Genomic DNA, 20,722 nt, shown 5'->3' on the forward strand with positions numbered 1-20,722 from the left:
ATTTATAGTGAAATAAACTTGATCATATTCTTGATCGAATATCCCCGGCTTTTAACAACAAAATAGAGATCGTGCCGGTCGGAAACGGATTCGAGTGGAATTGTCTGTTCCGATTCTTGGCCATCGGCTGTAGGTTGTGTATGGCCGAGTAGTCGACCATCGGGGGAATCGATATGAACCTCCAGTATGTCGGTTCCGGCTCCTGTCAGTTCAAGTTGACGAATATTGGTCAGATCAATCTGACGATAGCCAATGTAGGCTCCTTTGCCCTGCAAAAGCTCCACCTCTCCTTTAGGACTCGGAATCTTGATATTCATACCACTTTTGCGGAAGGATGCCTGTGAGGGTAAAAGCCAGGGAGCGCGTAGCACAATAGCTTTCTCATCGGTGGCTGGCGGCAAGCCATTCGCTCCCTTGTCGGTATAACTAGCAGCGAGTACGTATACACCTTTTGCACTCAATCGGGCAGGTAATTTTATCGTATGTGTACCAGCTACAGGTAGTGATTTAGGCGCGGGTTGTGCCAGATTCAGAATGAAACGGATCATCCGTTTCGCATCGTCGAGTGGTAGTTCGGGATGGGCAGACATAGCTATATTTCCCCAACTCCCCCCCCCCCCACTAATTACTTTCTTCGACAACCGATCTTCGGCCTGATCATCGTCCTTATACCGCTGGGCGATTTCGGTGAATGTTGGGCCAACCAGTTTCTGGTTGATGGAGTGACAATGATAGCAGTCGTTCGCATTAATAATCATACCACCTTTAATGGCAAGGCCATTTTGCGGAACTATGGTCTGGCCCTTTGGGGCAATGGTAAAGCCATCTGGTACATAATTCATACTAACGGTTACGCGGCTTGACGGGATGGTGCCACTTGCCAGACTTCCGTCCTCGGCATCCACGACATTGACCGTATAAGCCAGCTCGGCATTTGGGAAAAAGAACGTTTTGTTGCCGCCTGTAATGGCCAGGTTTACGTTCGGCGCTTCGTTCCCGGCATACAAACGCACCGACTCAGAAGCCGTACTACCTTTAGCATCCGTGACGGTCAGGGTGGCTGTATAAACACCGACTTTGTCGAGACGAACGCTTGTATTCGGGGTTTTGAATGTATCTACATGACCAGCAGAAGAAACGATTTTCCATGAATAGGTCAATGAGTCACCGTCAAAATCGCGTGTACCTTTCGGGGATAAATTGACCGTAAACGGCACTCGGCCATGGTCTCGATCAACGGTAATTACGGGGACAGGAGCCCGGTTGCCGGGGTTGTATTCGAGACGAATTAGTTTGGAGTCGTTGTTCTGGCGAAACCAGCCTTTGCCGTACTCTAATACATATAGTCCTCCGTCGGGTCCAAACTGCATATCCATTGGTCCTGCCAGCGACATATTGGGCAGAAAAGGTTCCATAGATGTATAGTTGCCGTTATCATCCATCGATACGACCATGATCCAGTTGCGGAGCCATTCGGTTATGAACCATTTTCCTTCATAATAAGCCGGAAATGGGTGACTTCCGGGCTTAAAATCGGCACGTCGGAAAATGGGACCGCCCATAGCGGAACGTGCTCCCCGACCCAGTAGCGGAAATTCGTTGGGTATACTGGCTGAATACCAGATCATGGCCCCCTGCGCTGGAGGCAGATCACGAAGACCGGTATTTAGCCGGGAGGTATTAACCAGATGCTTCGGGTCGAATGGCGCGCCGGTTTTACCAGTAGCAAAGTCATACTGATAATAGGGTCGATTATTACCCCCGAAATACGGCCAGCCGAAATTTCCGGGCTTGCGAATCTGGTTGAATTCATCGTAGGCCATTGGCCCCCGGTTAACCGAATCAACCGATGCATCCGGTCCGACCTCCCCTTCGTACAACCAACCCGTCTGCGTATCCATCGACAGTCGCCAGGGTTGCCGGTGACCCATGCTGTAGATTTCAGGACGGGTTTTAGCTGTACCCTTTGGAAACAGATTACCGTTTGGAATCGTGTAGGTACCATTCGGTTGAGGATGAATGCGTAAGATTTTACCTCGTAAATCGGCTGTATTGGCAGCTGTTCGCTGGGCGTTGAACAATTCCCTGCCGGGCCTCTCGTCTAAAGGGGCATATAGCGTTGCTCGAGGACTGGTATTATCGCCGACCGTAATAAACAGATCGCCCGTGCCGCGTGGGTCAAAAAGCAGGCCGCCACCCGTATGAATACCGTCGGCATTCTTGTGAGGAATGGCTAACAGGACTTTTTCGGATTGTAGATTGAGCAGACCGTTTTTACCGACCGTGAACCGCGAAATATGATAGTCAGATACGGAATCTTTGGCGGCAGCTTCCGCGTAAAAGGCGTACAGAAAGCCATTTCGTTCAAAGTTGGGATCGGCGGCTATACCCAAAAGGCCATCTTCGTAGGCACTTAAAACAGGGATTGTACCAATCGGTTTAGTTGTTTTGGTCGCTGCGTCATACAAGAGGATGGTTCCCCGGCGCTGCGCAACAAATACATTTCCATTCCGCAGGATGGCCATCTGCATAGGCTCATCCATGTTGGTCATTAATTCATGTCGAATGAAGCGATTGTCTTCAGGGATGGATTTAGCGTAGTTTAACGGTTTGGGGTTGTTTTCGCCCATAACCCAGTACAAACCTCCCCATAACTGTTTCAGAAAAAAGGGCTCCTGCCAGTTGGCTTTGGTATGCCCCCAGGCCGTATAAAACGAGCGCCCACCATCGTACTCCTGATGCCAAACCATAGGATGATTCGCTCCCATTTTGCCGCCTGTGTATGTGGCTTCGTCAAGCGTAACGAGTATGTTCAGATTAGGGCGAACTGACTCGAAATTATAAAACTCATCCGTTCGGGTGAGCGTGTCCGGCATGAATTCGGTTGCGGGATGTTGCTTGTTGACGACCGTAAATCGTCCTTTCTGAACGGGTGGGTGGGTGTGGAAATACGCGCCCACAAGTCCATTAAACCAGGGCCAGTCGCGTTCGGCATCGGCTGTCGCGTGGATAGACAGGACGCCACCACCCGCCTGTACGTACCGTTTTAGGCTAACGCGCTGCTCTTCGTTGAATACGGCACCAGAGATATTCAACAAAACAATAGCTCGATAGCGTTTTAGATTGGCATCCGTAAATACACCGGCATTTTCCGTTGTATCGACCGTTACATTATGTTCCGCTGCCAGTTGAAAAAATGCCTTCTGCCCTTCGCGAATCGACTCGGTATGGCGATACCCTTCGGTCTTGCTGAATACCAGAATGCGGTCTTCGGAACTCGACGCATTGAACTTAAAAACAGCCGAAGCCAGACCGATAAGCAGTCCAGCTAGAGCAAGCATACGAATAGATTGTTTCATTTATGAGTCAATAAGCGTCAGGGCCTTTTTCATCGCTTCGGCTGTTTTCTGGACGGCCGGGCCATCGTCTAACTGATTAAGAGCTTCGTTAAAAGGTTCGGCCTGCACAAAGCCATCGTACCCAATTTCGACCAACACATCCAGAAACCCTTTTAGGTTGATAACGCCCGTAGCAGCTGGCAATTCACGTTGATAACCCGGCTGATTTTCGGGAGGTGTTATACCCGGAAGGGCGTCGTTCAGGTCGCAGCCCACCACCTCCTGATTGGTTAATGAACGGATCGTATCGAGCGTTTCGCCTGATGTAAACCAGTGTGCCGTATCCAGATGAACACCTACATTCGGTTGATTGATGGCCGCAATCAGTTCGCGGGTTTCGGTCAGGGTATGAATAAACGGAAATCGATTGGCAGCCCAAATTGACTTGGGCCCTACGTATTCCAGACCTAACCGGATACCGTAATCGTTCAGGATACCCGCCAGTTCGCGAAGTCGTTTCTGGTGCAACCGAAAATTCTGCAAGTAATTCAGCTCGCTATGGTTCGACATAATCCAGGTCATCGACCGGGTTACGCCTACCCGTTGCAGAGCCGCACATTTGGCCGGAAGTCCCGCAAGGGCGTTGCGAAACAGCTCCTCACTTTTACGGAATTCGACATTCAGTTCGCCGAGGCCAAACGAAATCTTTTTGGCTTGCATATCCGCCAGAAGATCCTGCGATTGAGCATCAGACAAACGGCTCAGGTACTGCGGCAGTGCCACCACCGACCCAAAACCATTTCGCCAGGCCAACTCAATCAAAGCGGTCTGACCAGCTTTTACGCCAATCAGACCACCGTTGAGTTGCATTGTAAACTTCCGTTTGGGCTGTGGTTTTGCCAACGCAGCCCCAGTGCCCGGTAGCAACAGAGCCAATGAAGAGCCAAAGGTTTGCGCTATGAATTGTCGGCGATTCACCATCCATGATTTCGACAGGATTATACAGATTCAACGCCTGTTAATCCTGTCGAATGAAGAAAAGAACACTATACGGCTTCAACTACCAATTTTCCCAGAGTTTTCTTTAAAAAATGAAGGCTCCGCTCGGCTTCGCTGATGGTTCCACATTCAACACTAAGGAATATCTCCCGGTCAATGGGTTCCATAATCTCAATCACCTTATCCCAATCGACGACGCCTTCGCCACAGGCACAGCCAACGGGTGTACCTGTAACCAGACCACGTTCGGCTTCACCCTGCGCCAGGCTAATGTCCTTGGCATGAATGTGCCGGACGTGCTGCCGAACCGCCTGCAACCCTTCGTATGGATCTTCGATACCCGCCAGATATGAATTACCGGTATCCCAGTTAACCGCAATCCAGGGAGAATCAACCAGTTTGACAATTCGCATCAGTCCATCGACTGTTTTGGTGTAAATGCCGTGCGGTTCCACACAGATGTAGACCTTATGCCGGGCAGCAACCTGACTTGCCTTTGTCAGGCTATATTTCATGGCCTGATGCGCAAACTCGTCGTCCATCCAGTCAGGTTTAACCATTTCGTCGGTATTGACAAAACGGGCATTCAGCGTATCGGCAAAGAGAATGGCCCGCGTCAGGCGACTGACGGCCGCTTCGGGTTTCATCAATGGGCTGTGTCCACTCAGGCTACTAACCTCCACACCGTATTTATCACAGATTTCCTTCATCAGCAACGGGTCTTCTTCCATTGAAAAGGAGTGAAAATACTGTACCTCGCTGAGCAGTTCCCAGCCCGTGTGAACCATCGGCTCAATGTACTGATACCCAATTTCGCGGACTATTTGTACGCCTTCCTCGAAGCCCTTGTCGGCACTTCGGCAATACTCCATGTTCAGGCTGATTTTAAAGGTTGCCATTCGGGGAATGTTTACTAGAGTGAACAGATAAATGATGACGTCAACCGGCTATTGCGGTCCCTGATTGGCAGCAGTAGGCCAGCCGGGATTCTGGTAAATAGGTGACGTATCGAGGTTATTATTTTGCGAGGTGATCAGAAAATGCTGATTCGCGATGGGCGTCAGGTAATGAGCCATGTGCCATTTGTATCCATTGTAGGCCAGCGACGTTGGCGTTTTTTCGTAAGGCCGTAAATACTGGCTAAGCGCCGGGCTGGATACCGTACTCTTGTCGCCTATGCCATATACCAGCGTACTGGCTGTATACCAGTTTTTCATGGGGCCCCATATTTTGAATCCTTCAATATGGTAGGGCGTGGTAATGAGTTGATCCATAGCCCGCCAGCGACGTAAATCCATGTACCGGAAGCCTTCGGCCATCAACTCATTTCGGCGTTCCCGCCGGACATTGTACAACAGTGGACTGATCATACTACCGGCCGAGTACACGCCCCAGTCGTTCAGTGCTTCTTTGGCCAGGTTGGTAGCGCCAATGGTTTTCTGATAATCGGGATCAACACCCGCCCGGTTTCGGATTTGCTGCCAGTACTGAATGGCGGTCCCATCTATGTTACCCGTTTTTTCGACAACAGCTTCCATATAGTTCAGATACGCTTCGGTAGCCCGGAAAACGATACTCCCCGTAAAACCACCGTAATAAGTCTGTACCTGATTGGCATCGTAGTTGATGCCTTTGCGAATGGAATAACCCGTCGAGTAGTTGTTTTCAAACGAGACTTCCAGAATCCGGGGGGTGGGTTCAATGGGGAAAGGAATAGGATTCGCGGCTGTAATCAGCACATTTTTCTGACCGGGTTCTTTCAAAAAGAGCCACAATCGCCCGTCGCGATCTTTCCGTACTGATTGCAGGTCATCATCACCTGCATAACCAGAATTGGGGTCGTAGATGGGTAGGCCATTTTTCATCAGAAACCCATCGACCATGCCCCGCGTCAGGCCACTGGCGTAGTTACCTCCACCAGCGTATAGCACTACATTGTGGCCAATATTGAGCCCTTTGTCGTATTTCCGCCAGAGCAACACCTCGCTGAATGGCTTCAGATCGACACTACCGAACATGGCAAAATAGGGGTTGTTCATCGTCGCTGTGGCAAAGGCATCGTAGGTCGTCTGCGTTTGAGCAGCCATGTTATTGGCTACTAGTGGGGTAGCGTCGGCAACGGCTTTGGCAGATGTCATTGCCTGCGTCAGGAAATAATCAATTTCGCCATCGATGCCTCCGGCCGGGAACGTGTAGCTTTTGTTGTACTCTTTCTGCTCCCCTGGCCAGCCTGGACCTTTGGGCACAAAGGCGGTATTCTTGAAATACTTCAGCCAGGTCCCTTCATAAAGCGCCACCCGCGACTTCATGATTAAGGCACAGGGTTTCGAGAGCCGGTTTCGGTTCCCGTCGGGGGCGTTGGCCTGCATGTAGTAATAGGCCGAATCCAGATCGGAGAGAATAAACCGCGCCACTTCGTTCTGCGGAGCCCGTTTGCTGGCCACCGTCAGTACATCCTTATCGTCGGGCAGGGTCGTTTTGACAATCGGAAAATCGCCAAGTGACATCAGCTTGACAAAGTAATTGTACGCCCGCAGAAAGTACATCTCGCCAATATAATGCTGAATCATGGCCGGATTACCGGCAATCTGGCCCGCTTTGAGCCGGGGTAAAACGGTTTGCAGAAAGTAATTGCACTGATAAATAGTAGTAAACGACCAGTCGCCCCCTGTAGCCGGAACTCTCCATTGCCCGGGCACAAACCGCTCGGTATAGGACATATAGGCCATGTTGTCGGTATTGACATCGTTGCCAAACGTGCCAAAACCGCTCTGCGGGTGCGTTGGAAGAATACTATACTGATTAATGGCGTAGGCCGCCAGTTGCGACTCTTCAACCAGGTAATTGTCGGGCGTGATATTCGACAGCGGCTGGCGGTCGAGAAAATCGGGTTTGCAGGCATTTACGAAAGCCAGTGCCAGCAAACAAATGATACCGAATCGGATGGGTCTGTTCATGGTTCAGGGCTTAAAAGGTGATACTGGTACCAAACGAAAGTCGCTTGAAGAGTGGGTAGACGGCACCCAGATAACCGCCATCAATCGTTTCAGGATCAAACACTTTCGACATTCGGGTAAGGGTCCAGACGTTTTCGGCCGATACATACACCCGCAGCGACTGGATTTTCGCCTTTTTCGTCAGCGTTTGCGGCAGGGTATAACCTAACTGAATGTTTTTCAGCCGGATGTACGACGCATCCTGAAGATAGCGGGTCTGTGACTGCTGGTTCTTTACCGTGTTGAACAACGGGCGTGGATAGTACGAATCCAGATTCAGCCCCAAGGGGTTTGATGGATCGTCGCGGAAGTAATCCAGGTGTTGCACGTAGGCTGTCGACCACCAGATTTGTCCCGACGGCCCGAAGAAGGTGCTACCTCCCCGGAAATAATCGCGTTTGCCGACACCCTGGAAGAAAGCCCTAAAATCGAACCCTTTCCAGTTCAGTCCGAGGTCTACACCGAACGAATAACGGGGCGTGGTGTTCCCAATCACAATCAAATCGCCGTGGTTGTCGGTGGTGTTGGCTCCCTGGTCAATTTTCCCGTCGCCGTTCTGATCCCGGTACATAATATCACCAGCTTTCCAGCTATTGCCTAGTGCGTTTTGTCCGCCATTAGGCAACGAAGAGAGATGTCTGTCCATTTCTTCCTGCGTTTTAGCAATCCCAACCGTTTCGTAACCCCAGATGTCGCCCACCGTCGTTCCTGATCGATACGTAGCCAGACTACCCGTTGGGTTTGGGTAATTGATAATCTGCGTTTTAGAGTCGGACAAAATCAGGTGGACGTTGTACCCCAGGTTGTTTTTGAGCCGATCCTGCCATTTCAGATCGAATTCAAAACCGTAGGTTTTCAGATCTGTGTTGTTGGTTGACGGAACCGTTGTGCCCAGTATGGCCGGGAGTTCGATAGCAGGCCCAACCATGTCGTTCGTAAACCGGGTGAAGTAATCAAAGCTGGCATTCAGCCGATTCCGCAGGAAACTGACATCGGCACCCACGTTCCAGGTTCTGACACGCTCCCAGGTTAAGGATGTACTAATCAGCGCAGGGGCTGAAGCCGTATTGGGCTGCACACCGCCTACCAGCCAGGTTCCATTGGCGGTACCGATTGGCATTGTAGCGTAGGTCGGATACCAGTTGCTGGTATTCTGATTGCCCAACTGCCCATACGAAGCCCTGAATTTCAGATTGTTGACATATGAATTCAGGTTATCCCAGAAGGCTTCGCGCGCTACATTCCAGCCAATGGATGCTGATGGGAAGTAACGCCATTGCTTATCCCCCTGAAAACGAGACGTGCCATCATAGCGTAGGTTTAGCTCCAATAAATAGCGGGCATTGTAATCATAGTTGAACCGACCAAAATACCCGGCAGTAGCCCAGTCGGCATAGGAGCCGCTCACAATCGGTGGTGTCGATGCACCGTTCTGATCGGTCCCTGAGGTGGTGGCCAGCGTGGGCACTGTGGAGACAATGAGCCCCTGACGGCTGGTCGACAGATTACGGGTTTTGTTGACTTCCGATTGAAAGCCCGCCATGATTTTCAGGTTATGCCCACCAAACGAACGGGCATATTCGGAGTAGACGTTCGGACTGAAATAGTTGGTTCGGTACGCATCTTCCTGCACCGACGAAGCCCCATCCATCAGGATCGGATCACCCGCAATGGTATAGCCGTACAGTTTCTGATTGTCCTGATGTCGGAAATAATCGTTGATGCGGTAGTTCAGATTCCCATAGATATTCCAGCCGGGTAGCGGCTCCAGAGTCAGCTTAAGTTGATGATACGTCCAGTCGTTCTGCGTATTCATCCGGCCACCGTTGATAAAGGCGTTGCCCTGGCTGTCTTTCGTAATGCTGTATATGCGTCCGTTGTCGTCGTAAAGCGGTACAATGGGCCACGACATCCAGCCCGTAAAGTACTGATTCATCGTGAATTCGGCGTAGCGGCTCGACGAGGTCAGGGCACTGGGCTTCTCAAAATCTTCCCGTATAAACCGACCGCTGTAATCGACGGTGGCCCAGGATGTCAGCTTGTTGCTGATTTTGATCGTAGAGGTAAACCGTTTGTAATTGTCGCGGGTAATGCTCAACAGGCCGTTCTCGTTCCGGTAATCCCCCGACAGGTAGTAGGTTGTGCGTCCGTTTCCTCCGCTTACGCTCACCGCATGTTCCTGCGTTGGGGCATTGTTCCCATAAATAGCCTTATACATATCGAAGTTGGCATTGCCATACGTATTGGCCGTTGCCCAGAGGGTCGGATTATTGGGGTCAGGAATGTTGGTGGTTTTGATTTTACCGGCCTGATAATCCAGAATACGCTGGACATTGGATGGACTCAGAAAATCGCCACTACCACTGTTGCGGTAGCCCGTATTGAACAGCATGGCAAACTGATAGGAGTCGGCCATCTGCGGCAACAGTACCGGGCGGCTCCAACTGAAATTATTGTTGTAGTTAACCTGAATCCGGTCGGTTTTCCCTTTTTTGGTCGTAATCAGAATTACGCCAAAAGGAGCCCGCGAGCCATAGATGGAGGACGAAGCAGCATCTTTCAGTACCGAAATCGTTTCGATGTCCTGCGGGTTAATCGCGTTTATATCGGCCTCCATCCCATCGACCAGAATGAGTGGTGCGCCCGTTGAACCCTGACCAATGGTGGCAATACCCCGAATGTTAATGGTCGGTCGATTATCAAGGCTACCCCCTAACGAGCCACTCTGGGTAATATTCAGTCCACCCGCTACCCCCTGCAACGCCTGCGATACGTTTGAAACAGGTCTGGATTCCAGCACCTTCGAATCGATGGTAGCCACCGAGCCGGTCACTTTGGCTTTAGCCTGTGTCCCGTACCCTACGACAACCACTTCGTTGAGCACGGCGTTATTCTCCTTCATGACCACATCCAGCCTATCGTCCGGGCCAATCTTAATGGTCTGCGTGATGTACCCGATGTGGCTGAAGGTCAGTGAACCATCCACCGGAACGCCCGAAATCATGTATTCCCCTTTTTCGTTGGTATACACCCCAATTTTCTTATCGGTAATGATGACGTTGACGGCAGCTAGTTCCTTTCCACTCTGATCCGAAACCGTTCCCCGGATGGTTCGCTCAACTACGTGATTAGGACCAATGTGTCTGGCCATAAAACCAGTGGCATAAACGGTCCACGGAGAAGCTATGCACACCACCAGCAGGATACAAACAGTGAACCACTGCCTCGGTCTGAATGGTAGCTTATGGCTGAAAATAAGGCAACAGAAATGCCTCCAGGGCTTGGGGAGCCCAGTTCGTAATGGTGAAATCATATCGGAATAGGGGGTTAAGGAATAAACATATATGCCCTTTTTTTATGCATAGGGAAGTCGTTGGAAGCGCTGATTTACAGAGCTACATAACAAAAATAAGCCTAGAATATATTAAAATTGTTCAAGATCCATCAGTGAAGAAATTTGAACATCGTAAGCCTTGGCGTAACGAATCACTCAGGCTGGTTGCTGGCTATGGCGGGCTCGGTATTCGACTGGAGAGTAGCCAAACTGTTTCCGAAAGAGGGTTGAAAAATACTGGCTGCTCGAAAATCCATGCTCATAGCCAATCTGCGAAACGGGCGTTACGACATCTTTTACTAGATGATGGGCAGCCGCTTTAAGCCGGATAAACATCAGATAATGCATGGGCGTCATGTTGGTTGCCAGCTTGAAGTAATGCACGAATCGGGTCGTTCCCAGACCACAATGTTCCGCCATCGATTCGAGCGTCCAGACGTTTTCGTAGGTTTCTTCCAGATGGTTTAGGAACAGTTGGATTGTCCGTGTACTATCGGTCAGGCTCTTATCGAGTTTAACACTGCCGCTGCGTAACGATTGCAGGAGCTGCATCAGCAACTCATTGATGTAGATAATCAGCCATGATTCTTTGGAAAAGCTATGATCGCCCTGGATTAGCTCGCCTATTTTCATGAAGCATTTCCGAACGTCCTGATTGACTTTAAGAATCGGCTGCTCATTCTGTCGTAATATTTTGGTCAGGTCATCCAGATCCGGTTTGGTGAGCATAATCCAGGATGGCCAGTTCCAGTCCTGGTGCGGCTGTCTTACATCCACATCCAGAATGAGCCAATAAAATTTACCAATACCAATGCTGGGATTTCCCAGTTTATGAGGTTGCCAGGGCCGCGTGACAGTCAGTTCGTTCGGCATAATGGTGTAGTCTTTTTCACCAACCGAAAAAGGCATAGCCCCTGTTTCCAGAAACGTCAGCTCAATCCCTTCGTTCCGATGCCAGGGAAGTCCCCAGTTTTGCTGGAAATGAGCATTCCAGAACCCTACACTGCTTACGCCCGGCAACACCTCCGACGGCATTCCCCGTCCCGGATAACCAAGTCGTGCCCAGGCTTCCAACTGGATTTCTCCAGCCTGATTGGCTGCAATCAACGGAAGGCATTTGTCAGGCCGATAGATCCGCCCTGATTCTTTATATACCGGCCTCACCACATGCATGGGAATGAACGTTTAAGCAACTAAAAACAAGTATAGATAGGCAAATATCTGCAAGAAGTTATAAAAAGTGTAAAAATAGTATTATCTATTTAAGATACAGATAGTAAGACTACTTACCAGCTTCCCGTTAGTTTAGGACGAGGGTCTTTGTATTGTTTGAGAATCCGGGTGATGCTATTGGCATAGGTTACTGTCAGCGTATCACTGTCGAATTGACAGGTGACGATGTCGTAGTGCGCTGATTCGTAGAATCGCCAGGTCATAACATACGTTTTTTCGTCGGTCCAGGTGCCACTGGCGGCTATTTTCCAGTTCGTTCGGGGCAGCGGAAGGCCCGCTCCCAGTAAATTTGTGGGGCTACCTGGTATGTTGGTTTCGCCCAGAATCCATTGGCCAATACCACAGCGTATTCGATGTTCGCCTTTGTTATCGCGGAGGGTAAATACCGTCGCATCAGCGTCAAATTGGAACGTGATAGCCGATACGTTCATCGTGTTGGTTTTTATCGTATACGGCCTCCCGGAAACCGTTGCTTCGAGCGGTGAGTGGACTTTAGAAACCGGCGGCACAAGCGTTAACGAGGTCAATTTGGTTTGTAATTCCTGTCGAGCCGGCCGATTAGCGGGTAAGGCTCCATCTTTCATAGCGGGCAGCAAAATACCCCATACAAGGTCCATCACGCGTTTCGTACTGATTCCTTCGGCGTTAATAGCCACTACGGCGTCCTGTTTTGGCATCACGATGCTGTATTGACAAAAGGCACCTTCGGCCCGATAAGCCCCCTGCGCCACCGGACGACTCAGCCAAAACTGATACCCATATCCCTGCTTAATATCATCGTCTTCTTTTTTCGTGGGTGTGCCCGTATCGTCGTTGGCGATCTGAAACGACGTTGCTTCGTCGATCCATTTCTCGGATAAAATTCGTTTGCCTTTCCAGACCCCTTTCTGCAAATACAACTGCCCAAATTTGGCGATGTCTTCGGTTTTCAGCCGTAAGCCCGCGCCCCCAAAATTGACTCCGTGCGGATCGCTATCCCATTCAGCCCCGGTTATTCCCAGTGGCCCAAACAGACGTGGCTGTAAATACGTCAGAAGAGGTTGGCCTGTTACCTTCTGAACGATGGCCGATAACATATAGGTCGCTCCGGTATTGTAGACAAAGCGGGTTCCTGGCTGATACGTAAGGGGTAGCGACAGAAAGGTTTTGGCCCAGGTGCCTTCTTTGGTCGATAGCACTGGCATGAGTGTGTCGGTTGCATGGCCGCTCGACATGGTGAGTAGGTCACGTACGCGCATAGCCGCCAGATTCTCGCTAACGGTAGCCGGAAGATCGTTCGGGAAAAACGAAATCACCTTATCCTCGATCGACAATTTACCTTCCTGAACAGCCAGCCCAACGGCGGTCGATGTCACGTTCTTGCTCAGGGAATACAGGTCATGGCTAATATCAGGTCGGTAGGGAGCCCACCAGCCTTCGGCTACGACATCCCCATGTCGAACGACCATAAAGCCATGCAGGCCCGCATTCTGCTTTTCGGCTTCGTTGACAAACCGTAAAATTTCTTCCGACAAAACACCCTGTTCTTCAGGGGTACTGCGAGGGAGCGCGTTTCGGTCGCGCCTATACGCCAGTAAGTCGTAAGAGGGAATTGTCAGCAGGCTGACACCTATACCAAGCTGCTTAAGGAATGCCCGACGGTCGGTGCGTAAGGGGAGCTGTTTCATTGGTTAAAACTTGCTTAAATAATAACACAACAAGGTATAGTGATAGATAAACAACGCTGTTCAAATTTTAACAGTGTTGAAAATTGAACAATCAAGCCTTAATACCCTGCCTACATTTGATCGCATGACAAGCGTATGATGAAGTCTATCCTGATTGTTTTAGGAGTCCTAATGAGTCTGTCTGGTCAGGTGGTATATGGCCAAACGGGTCAGTCGTATGCTCGCTGGACTCGCTCGGAACTTGTGCTCAACAACTCCATTGTTGAGCGAACGATTCATTTGCCCGATGATTCAACCGGTCGTTTTGAAACGATCAGCTATAAACCACTGGTGGGAAACTTCAATTTCTTTAAGAAGTCGAACCCGGATTTTCAGTTTGAGGTGAACGGTACTGTCTATACGGGATCGGACTCTTGGAAAGTCCGGGCTGTCCAACCAATTACAGACAAACAACAGGGAGCTGGCGCGGCCGTTACCCTCCTTAGCCGGGATGCCAAAATTGAACTGACGGTAACGTTCTGGCTATACCCCGATTTGCCGGTCGTCCGTAAAAGTCTGTCGATTAAAAACCTGACGAAGACTGCGGTTCGCCTTGAATCTGTGGATGTAGAGAAATTAATCGTTGGCGGCTATGGCTCTCCGCTATACTGCTGGATTGGGACTGATTATGGGCGAAGGCGGGTCATCGGGCCTTATCAGGGTACGTTGCAGGATGCTTTGATAACGGTACATAACCCAGATAAAGAGCAGGGAATCGTGATTGGGAATGAAGCGACGGGCGTTCTGAAACGAACGGCTTTGTTCTGGAATGCCCCCGACATCTGCGTGGGCCTGACGCATAAAGAGGCTCGTTTCCCCTTCCGAAAATGGATTGCGCCGGGGCAGTCGTTCGAGACACCGCCTGTATTTACGATGGTCTATGCCAACCACAAAGATCCCGACGAGGTATTGAATACGGCTGTACCAGCATTCGTTCGCAAACACATGGGTATCCGGCTTTCGGAACTGGCTGAAAAACCAACGTTCGTGTATAACACCTGGAATCCGTTCAAGACCAACATCAATGAGCAACTGATACGCGAATTGGCCACGGCCGCAGCAAAGGCAGGCATGAAAGAATTTGTGATCGATGATGGTTGGGAAGATAACCTGGGCGACTGGGGCATTGATACAAAGAAATTTCCGAATGGATTAAAGCCCGTCATCGACTTCATTAAGTCATTGGGAATGAAGCCTGGATTATGGGTGAGTATTGGCACCGCATCGCCCACCAGCAAGGTCTATCAACAACACCCCGATTGGTTTGTTCTGGACAAAAACGGTAAACCGACCTCGTTACTGGTTGCCGGGGCCGGGAAAGCAACCGCCTGTTTTGGCACCGACTGGTACGGGCATATTCGGCAGGTACTGAGCAGGCTGGTGAGTGAGTACGGACTGGAATACCTCAAGCTGGATTTTTCGGTAGTTACGAGTCCGTACCGCTACGATCCCGCTGAATCGGGCTGCTATGCCACGCATCACAGCGGACATAAAGATCACTCGGAATCCCTTTTCACCAATTACGAACGGATGTGGCAGCTTTTCGACGAGCTACATAAACTCAGCCCCAACCTGTTTATCGATTGTACGTTTGAGACATTGGGCGGACTTCAACTCATCGATTACGCGCTGATCAAACATGCCGAAGGCGACTGGCTCTCCAATTTTTATGAACCCGATGAGAAAGGAGACCTGCGCATTCGAAACATGGCCTGGTGGCGATCACCGGCTATGCCTGCTACGGCATTGGTGATCGGTAATCCCGCCATGCAGGACAAAGGCTGGGAAGCTCACATTAAGGCGTTGGCGGGTGCTCTACCCATCATGCTGGGCGATCCACGAAAATTATCGGAGACTGGTCTGCAACAATACCGCCGGTATGCCGACTGGCTACAATCGATGCAGGCTACGTATGACTTCATGAGCTTTCGTCAGGACTTAACCGGTTTTGGGGAGCCTAAGGAAGGGTGTTGGGATGGATTTCAGCGCATCAACACCGATTCCCGACAGGGCGGCATCATTGGTGTATTTCGACACGGGGCCATTGAGAAGACCCGTCTGGTTACACTTCAACAGCTAGACACAACTCGCCAATACCGTATAAAATCGATGGACGGAACCGTCGTGGCTACGCTGACCGGGGCAGCTCTGGAGAAGACGGGATTTTCAGTAACGATCTCCGGTGAATACGATGGTCAGCTTTTTGAAATCAGTTCCAATTGATACTAATCATATCCTTTTTAATCGTAATACAATGAAGCCTTTAACCTCTGACCAAATTCAGCAATACCAACGCGATGGGTATTTGATCATTCGGCATTTTCTGACGCAGCCAGCCATCGATCGCCTGTATCAAGTCGCTATTGATGATCAGGCGATTAGCAAACATGCCATTAATGTAAACGACAGTACGGGTAAACGCAGCAAACTATCGCTCTGGTACCAACCGGGGAACGACAGCTACGGCTTACTTACCCGCAGTCAGCGGATGGTTGAATCGGTCGATAAGTTATTGGATGGCGAAGCTCCTGTTTGCCATTTTCATTCCAAACTGATGCAGAAAGAACCGCGCGTGGGAGGAGCCTGGGAGTGGCATCAGGACTATGGGTACTGGTACAAAAATGAGTTTCTCCTGCCCGACCAGATGATGTCGGTCATGATGGCAATTACGGATGCCAATCGAGAAAATGGATGCCTGCAAGTGATCAAAGGGTCACATAAAATGGGTCGCGTCGAGCATGGGCTTTCGGGCGAGCAGGTAGGTGCCGCCCAGCGATATGTGGAACTAGCCCTGGAAACAATGGAACTGGAGTTCGTGGAGTTGAAAGCTGGAGATGCCCTCTTTTTTCATAGTAATCTACTACACCGCTCCGAAGCGAATCTGTCCGATAAGGCCCGCTGGTCGCTGATTTCCTGCTATAATCGCCAATCCAACATCGGCTATAAGGAGTCGTCGACATCGACCTCCAGCATTACGCCGATTACCGTAGTTGCAGACGACGCCCTGTTGACGCAGGAAGCGGAAGGACTAGCCGAAGAAGCCGCAGACTTTCTGGCCAAAGAAGCGGATGTTGCTTTACAATAATCGATAAAATTCCCCTTCTGGTATATGCCGTTGATTATTCAGGCCAAACAGAGACTAGCTTCCTCGCCCATTCCCATAAACCAGACGTATGTTTACCTGCTGAGTGCCGTTGCCGCACTGGGTGGCGTATTGTTTGGGTTCGATCTGGTCATTATTTCTGGAACGCTACCGTTCTTCCCCCGTCACTTTGGCCTCAGCGAAGCGCAGATTGGCTGGGCTGTTGGCTGTATCAATTTGGGAGCGGCAATTGGCGCACTGCTGGGCGGAAAACTCAGCGAGGTATGGGGACGACGGGCGTTATTAATGGCCTGCGCACTACTGTTTGCGTTGACCGGACCAGGCACCGGCTGGGCCGAAAATTTCTCCTCGTTTATCGTTTTTCGGTTGGCAAGTGGCGTAGCCATTGGAGCAGCCGCATTGGTATGCCCCATGTACATTGCCGAAATCACACCCGCTTCCCTGCGTGGGCGTCTGGTATCGTTTTACCAGCTATCCATTGTAATGGGCATTTTACTGGCTTATCTGTCTAACTATCTGTTGCTGAATACGGGAAATAACAATTGGCGCTGGATGTTTTCTGTACAGGCCATTCCGGCCCTTCTGTTTGTTGCTGGCTTATTCTTCATTGCAGAAAGTCCTCGTTGGCTCATGCAGAAGGGTAAAGACCGTCAGGCATTGGCAGTACTGGCACAAATTGGTGGGCAGACGTATGCGCAGGCAGTTGCCCAGCAAATACGGGGTAGTTTTGTCCAGGTCTCTCCCCTATCTGTACGGGCTCTCTTCACGCACGAGTTCCGCCCGTTTTTAAGACTGGGCGTGCTGGTGGCTTTATTTTCGCAGGCTGTCGGGCAAAATTCCCTGTTTTCGTATGCACCCGAATTGTTCCGACAAGCTGGTATGGGGCAGGATTCGGCTTTTTTTCAGTCCATTGGTATTGGCCTGATCAATCTCCTGTTTACGTTTATTGCAATCCACCGAATCGAGACAAGCGGTCGAAAACAATTGCTTATTTACGGAGCGGGTTTGCTATCGGTAGATGCTCTGGCGTTGGCGGTTGCGTTTTACGGGCACTTGCCTGCCATCTGGGTATTGCTATTTGTGCTGGCCTTTATTGCCATTTACTCGGCCACACTAGGACCCGTTACCTGGGTTATCTTATCTGAAATTTTCCCGAACCGAATCCGGGCGGGTGCTATGGCGGTTGCTACCTTATCGTTGTGGGTCACCAATTTTCTGGCCACTGCTTCGTTTCCAATCCTGAAATCGACACTTGGGTTACCCGTTACGTTCGGTATCCATGCGGCTATCTGTCTGATTTACTTCCTCTTTCTAAAGACAGCGATGACCGAAACGAAAGGGAAATCGCTTGAAGAAATCGATGAATTATTCACCCGGCAAAAACGCTTCAAGGCATAAATAAATGGAATTACTTTTTTTCTGCCCAAGATGGGGACAGGAGCACGTCCCCTGGGCGAGTTTTCTGGAACACGTTAAAGACGCTGGCTATCAGGGCGTAGAGGCTAGTTTACCAGCGTCGCCCCTGGAACGCGATACGATGTTGAATGAGCTGGCCCGGCAGGGGTTACGCTTTATTGGCCAACATTGGGAAACTGTCTGCCCGGATTTTAATCAGCATTATCGTGAATACGAACAACGACTTCGGGCGTTAGCTTCGACCCAACCAATGTTCATTAATAGCCAGACCGGCAAAGATTACTACTCGTTTGAGCAGAATGAGTGCCTGATTGCGCTGGCGACGTCGATAGCTGACGAAACGGGTATTCCTATTCTGCATGAGACACATCGGGGTAAGTTCAGCTTTGCCGCACATATTACCCGTACATATCTGGAACGTCTACCCTCGGTGCGGATTGCGCTTGACCTATCGCATTGGTTTACTACGGCCGAGACATTTCTACAGGATCAGCCCAACGCTGTATCGCTGGCCATTAGCCGTACCGACCATATTCACAGCCGGGTTGGTCATACGCAGGGACCACAAATTGCTGATCCTCGCGCCCCTGAGTGGCAGTCTGTCGTAGACCACCATCTGGCCTGTTGGGATCGTGTTATTGCATCCCGTCTGCAAGCAGGTCATTCGGTCAGTACCATCACACCTGAGTTTGGGGCTTCGCCCTATTTGTTTCTACAGCCCTATACCCGTCAGCCCGTAGTGGATCAATGGGAGGTAAATCGATATATGATGGAAATGCTTCGGGCGCGTTACCAATAACCAGGTTATTGTAACCAAGCACCCTAAAGCTGGTAAAATGGAATAATATAGGTTGGTTAAGTAACAGGAGCTCTTTGCTAAGGAGCTTCTGTTTTTTAGGTAGTAGGGAACGCTGTTTATGTATCTTCCCGAATCTCATCGGACACTGACATTGGTACTCTATCTAGGTTGGCTTGATTTCAATGACCGTTACTCTTGTAGTCATCTACTCTATAGTGGAGAGTTTATAACGGTTCATTAACTTGGTGGTTAACCGGAAGAGGAGCAATCAATAAGCGGCCAATAAAAAACAGGAAGAATAATGAACGTTTTCGTCCGTTAAAAGGCCACGCTTGCTATTCAATAAACGCACTATTTTACTATAAATGAATAATTTACATTGATTTGATTAGCGATGAAAATCGTCTACAAAACCCTCGGTAAATTTTCAGGCCAAGACATTTACTTTATTCGCCCCAATACCTTGTCTAATTCAACTGTAGCCGTAAGATAATCATATACGGCCTGGAGGTAGTTTGATTTAGCCTGCGTAAGCGAAAGCTCAGCATCCGTCAACTCTAACCGGGAAGCAATGCCTTGTTTCCAACGATCGCGGGTGATCCGGTACCCTAATTCGGCGACGGTAATCGTTTGTTGCTGGGTTTGGATGCGCAGTCTGGCTTCCTGTACATTGGCCAGGCTTATTTTCACCTGCGCCCGCACGATCTCTTTCAGATTAGCCAATTGCGTTTCACTTTGCTGACGGGTTAGCTGCGCCTGTTGAATCCGCGAATTGGTTCGAAACCCGCTGAAAATTGGCACATTGAGTTGCAAGCCTACGTACGAACTAACGGGCCAGTGGTAATCGCCCAGCCGAAAATTGTTAGCCTGCGACTGGGATTGTACCAGGCCGATGGCAGCTAGCTTCGGTTGCTTCTCGGCAGCCTGTACTGCAATTTGTTCCCGGTTTAGTTGTTCAACCAAGGCCAGCCGACGCACATCGGGTCGAGCCTGCACGGCATCGAAGAAGGCATCGGTGCCCGGCGAAACGAATAAGGCATCGTCGTACCGGAGCGAATCCTGGAGTTCAACCTCTTCCCGCTCGTCCAAACCCATGGTTCGTTTCAATACTGTTTTCGTAATTCCAATCCGGTTCGTTAACTGAATGAGCGTCGGCCGTAGGTTTTCGAGCGTTACGTAAGCGCGTAAGGTATCGACACGCGAGGCCCGTCCCTGCGCCAACAGCGAACGGGAATCTTTCAGGGCTTGCTCATTCCGGGCAATACTCTGCTGATGCAGTCGGAGTTGTTCCTGGGTGATCAGTACATCCAGGTATGCTTTTTTTACGTCGGTAATGACAGTTACCCGAACCTCTGCCAGCGCCTGATTCGTAGCGAATTCATCGATCTGGGCCGCTTTAATACCCGAGCGAACGCTGGCCTGAAACAGGGGTTGGGATATGGCCAAGCCACCCAGAAAGGCGTTCGACCCACCAACCCGAAACATGGCTAACTGATCGTCGCCTAACCCAACAAAACTGCCGGGCAGGAACGAAACCTGTTTGTTGACATAATACAGGTATTGGGCCGAAGCCGCTACGGTGGGCAACCCATAGCCCCTGGCTTCCTGCACTTTTTGAGCCGCTTTTGCCGTTTCGAGCGTGGCGACCTGTACGTCGCGGTTTTTATCGATGGCCAGTTTAAAAGCATTTTCCATCGTCAGTTGGCGCACCTGTGCCTGCGCCATCGGGCTAAGCAGGGAGCCAAGCGTCAGCCATAAGCCGACGGTATAGTTTGGGTAGTTCATAATCGTAGGATGA

12 protein-coding genes are annotated in these 20,722 nt (G+C 50.3%); 4 read left to right on the top strand and 8 right to left on the bottom strand.

The window, feature by feature from the left end:
- Positions 1–2 precede the first annotated feature (2 nt).
- The 7 genes from BGO59_RS14560 to BGO59_RS14590 all read right to left on the bottom strand — a co-directional run bounded on the left by BGO59_RS14560 (position 3) and on the right by BGO59_RS14590 (position 13,567).
- Positions 3–3,341, bottom strand: a complete 3,339-nt coding sequence (locus BGO59_RS14560) for a ThuA domain-containing protein (protein ID WP_293684349.1) — start codon at positions 3,339–3,341, stop codon at positions 3–5.
- An 18-nt stretch (positions 3,342–3,359) separates the two neighbouring features.
- Complete coding sequence (locus BGO59_RS14565) at positions 3,360–4,319, bottom strand: sugar phosphate isomerase/epimerase (RefSeq protein ID WP_293684350.1); 960 nt, start codon at positions 4,317–4,319, stop codon at positions 3,360–3,362.
- 65 nt (positions 4,320–4,384) lie between these two features.
- Positions 4,385–5,236 carry a sugar phosphate isomerase/epimerase gene (locus tag BGO59_RS14570; protein WP_293684351.1) on the bottom strand — a complete coding sequence of 284 codons (852 nt, stop codon included), beginning with the start codon at positions 5,234–5,236 and terminating at the stop codon, positions 4,385–4,387.
- Positions 5,237–5,284: 48 nt separating this feature from the next.
- Complete coding sequence (locus BGO59_RS14575; RefSeq protein ID WP_293684352.1) at positions 5,285–7,294, bottom strand: RagB/SusD family nutrient uptake outer membrane protein; 2,010 nt, start codon at positions 7,292–7,294, stop codon at positions 5,285–5,287.
- 10 nt (positions 7,295–7,304) lie between these two features.
- A complete protein-coding gene (locus tag BGO59_RS14580; RefSeq protein WP_293684353.1) occupies positions 7,305–10,484 on the bottom strand; it encodes a TonB-dependent receptor in 3,180 nt (1,059 codons plus the stop codon).
- Between the two features lie 339 nt (positions 10,485–10,823).
- Positions 10,824–11,840 (bottom strand): AraC family transcriptional regulator, encoded by a 1,017-nt coding sequence (locus BGO59_RS14585; protein WP_293684354.1) that lies wholly within the window; start codon positions 11,838–11,840, stop codon positions 10,824–10,826.
- 113 nt (positions 11,841–11,953) lie between these two features.
- Positions 11,954–13,567: a serine hydrolase gene (locus tag BGO59_RS14590; protein WP_293684355.1), complete on the bottom strand. Its 1,614-nt coding sequence runs from the start codon at positions 13,565–13,567 to the stop codon at positions 11,954–11,956.
- Between the two features lie 135 nt (positions 13,568–13,702).
- Between BGO59_RS14590 and BGO59_RS14595 the strand changes: the two genes are divergently transcribed.
- Genes BGO59_RS14595 through BGO59_RS14610 form a run of 4 tightly spaced genes read left to right on the top strand, consistent with a single transcriptional unit; the run spans position 13,703 to position 18,924 of the window.
- A complete protein-coding gene (locus BGO59_RS14595) occupies positions 13,703–15,829 on the top strand; it encodes a glycoside hydrolase family 36 protein (protein WP_293684356.1) in 2,127 nt (708 codons plus the stop codon).
- A gap of 31 nt (positions 15,830–15,860) precedes the next feature.
- Complete coding sequence (locus tag BGO59_RS14600; RefSeq protein WP_293684357.1) at positions 15,861–16,691, top strand: phytanoyl-CoA dioxygenase family protein; 831 nt, start codon at positions 15,861–15,863, stop codon at positions 16,689–16,691.
- A 24-nt stretch (positions 16,692–16,715) separates the two neighbouring features.
- Positions 16,716–18,107, top strand: a complete 1,392-nt coding sequence (locus BGO59_RS14605) for a sugar porter family MFS transporter (protein WP_293684358.1) — start codon at positions 16,716–16,718, stop codon at positions 18,105–18,107.
- Between the two features lie 4 nt (positions 18,108–18,111).
- A complete protein-coding gene (locus BGO59_RS14610) occupies positions 18,112–18,924 on the top strand; it encodes a sugar phosphate isomerase/epimerase (protein ID WP_293684359.1) in 813 nt (270 codons plus the stop codon).
- A 441-nt stretch (positions 18,925–19,365) separates the two neighbouring features.
- Here the strand turns inward: BGO59_RS14610 and BGO59_RS14615 are convergent, their stop codons facing one another.
- Entirely contained in the window at positions 19,366–20,709 is a 1,344-nt protein-coding gene (locus BGO59_RS14615; RefSeq protein WP_293684360.1) for a TolC family protein, read from the bottom strand.
- Between the last annotated feature and the right edge of the window lie 13 nt (positions 20,710–20,722).

Source organism: Spirosoma sp. 48-14, assembly GCF_001898575.1.
GTDB lineage: Bacteria > Bacteroidota > Bacteroidia > Cytophagales > Spirosomataceae > Spirosoma.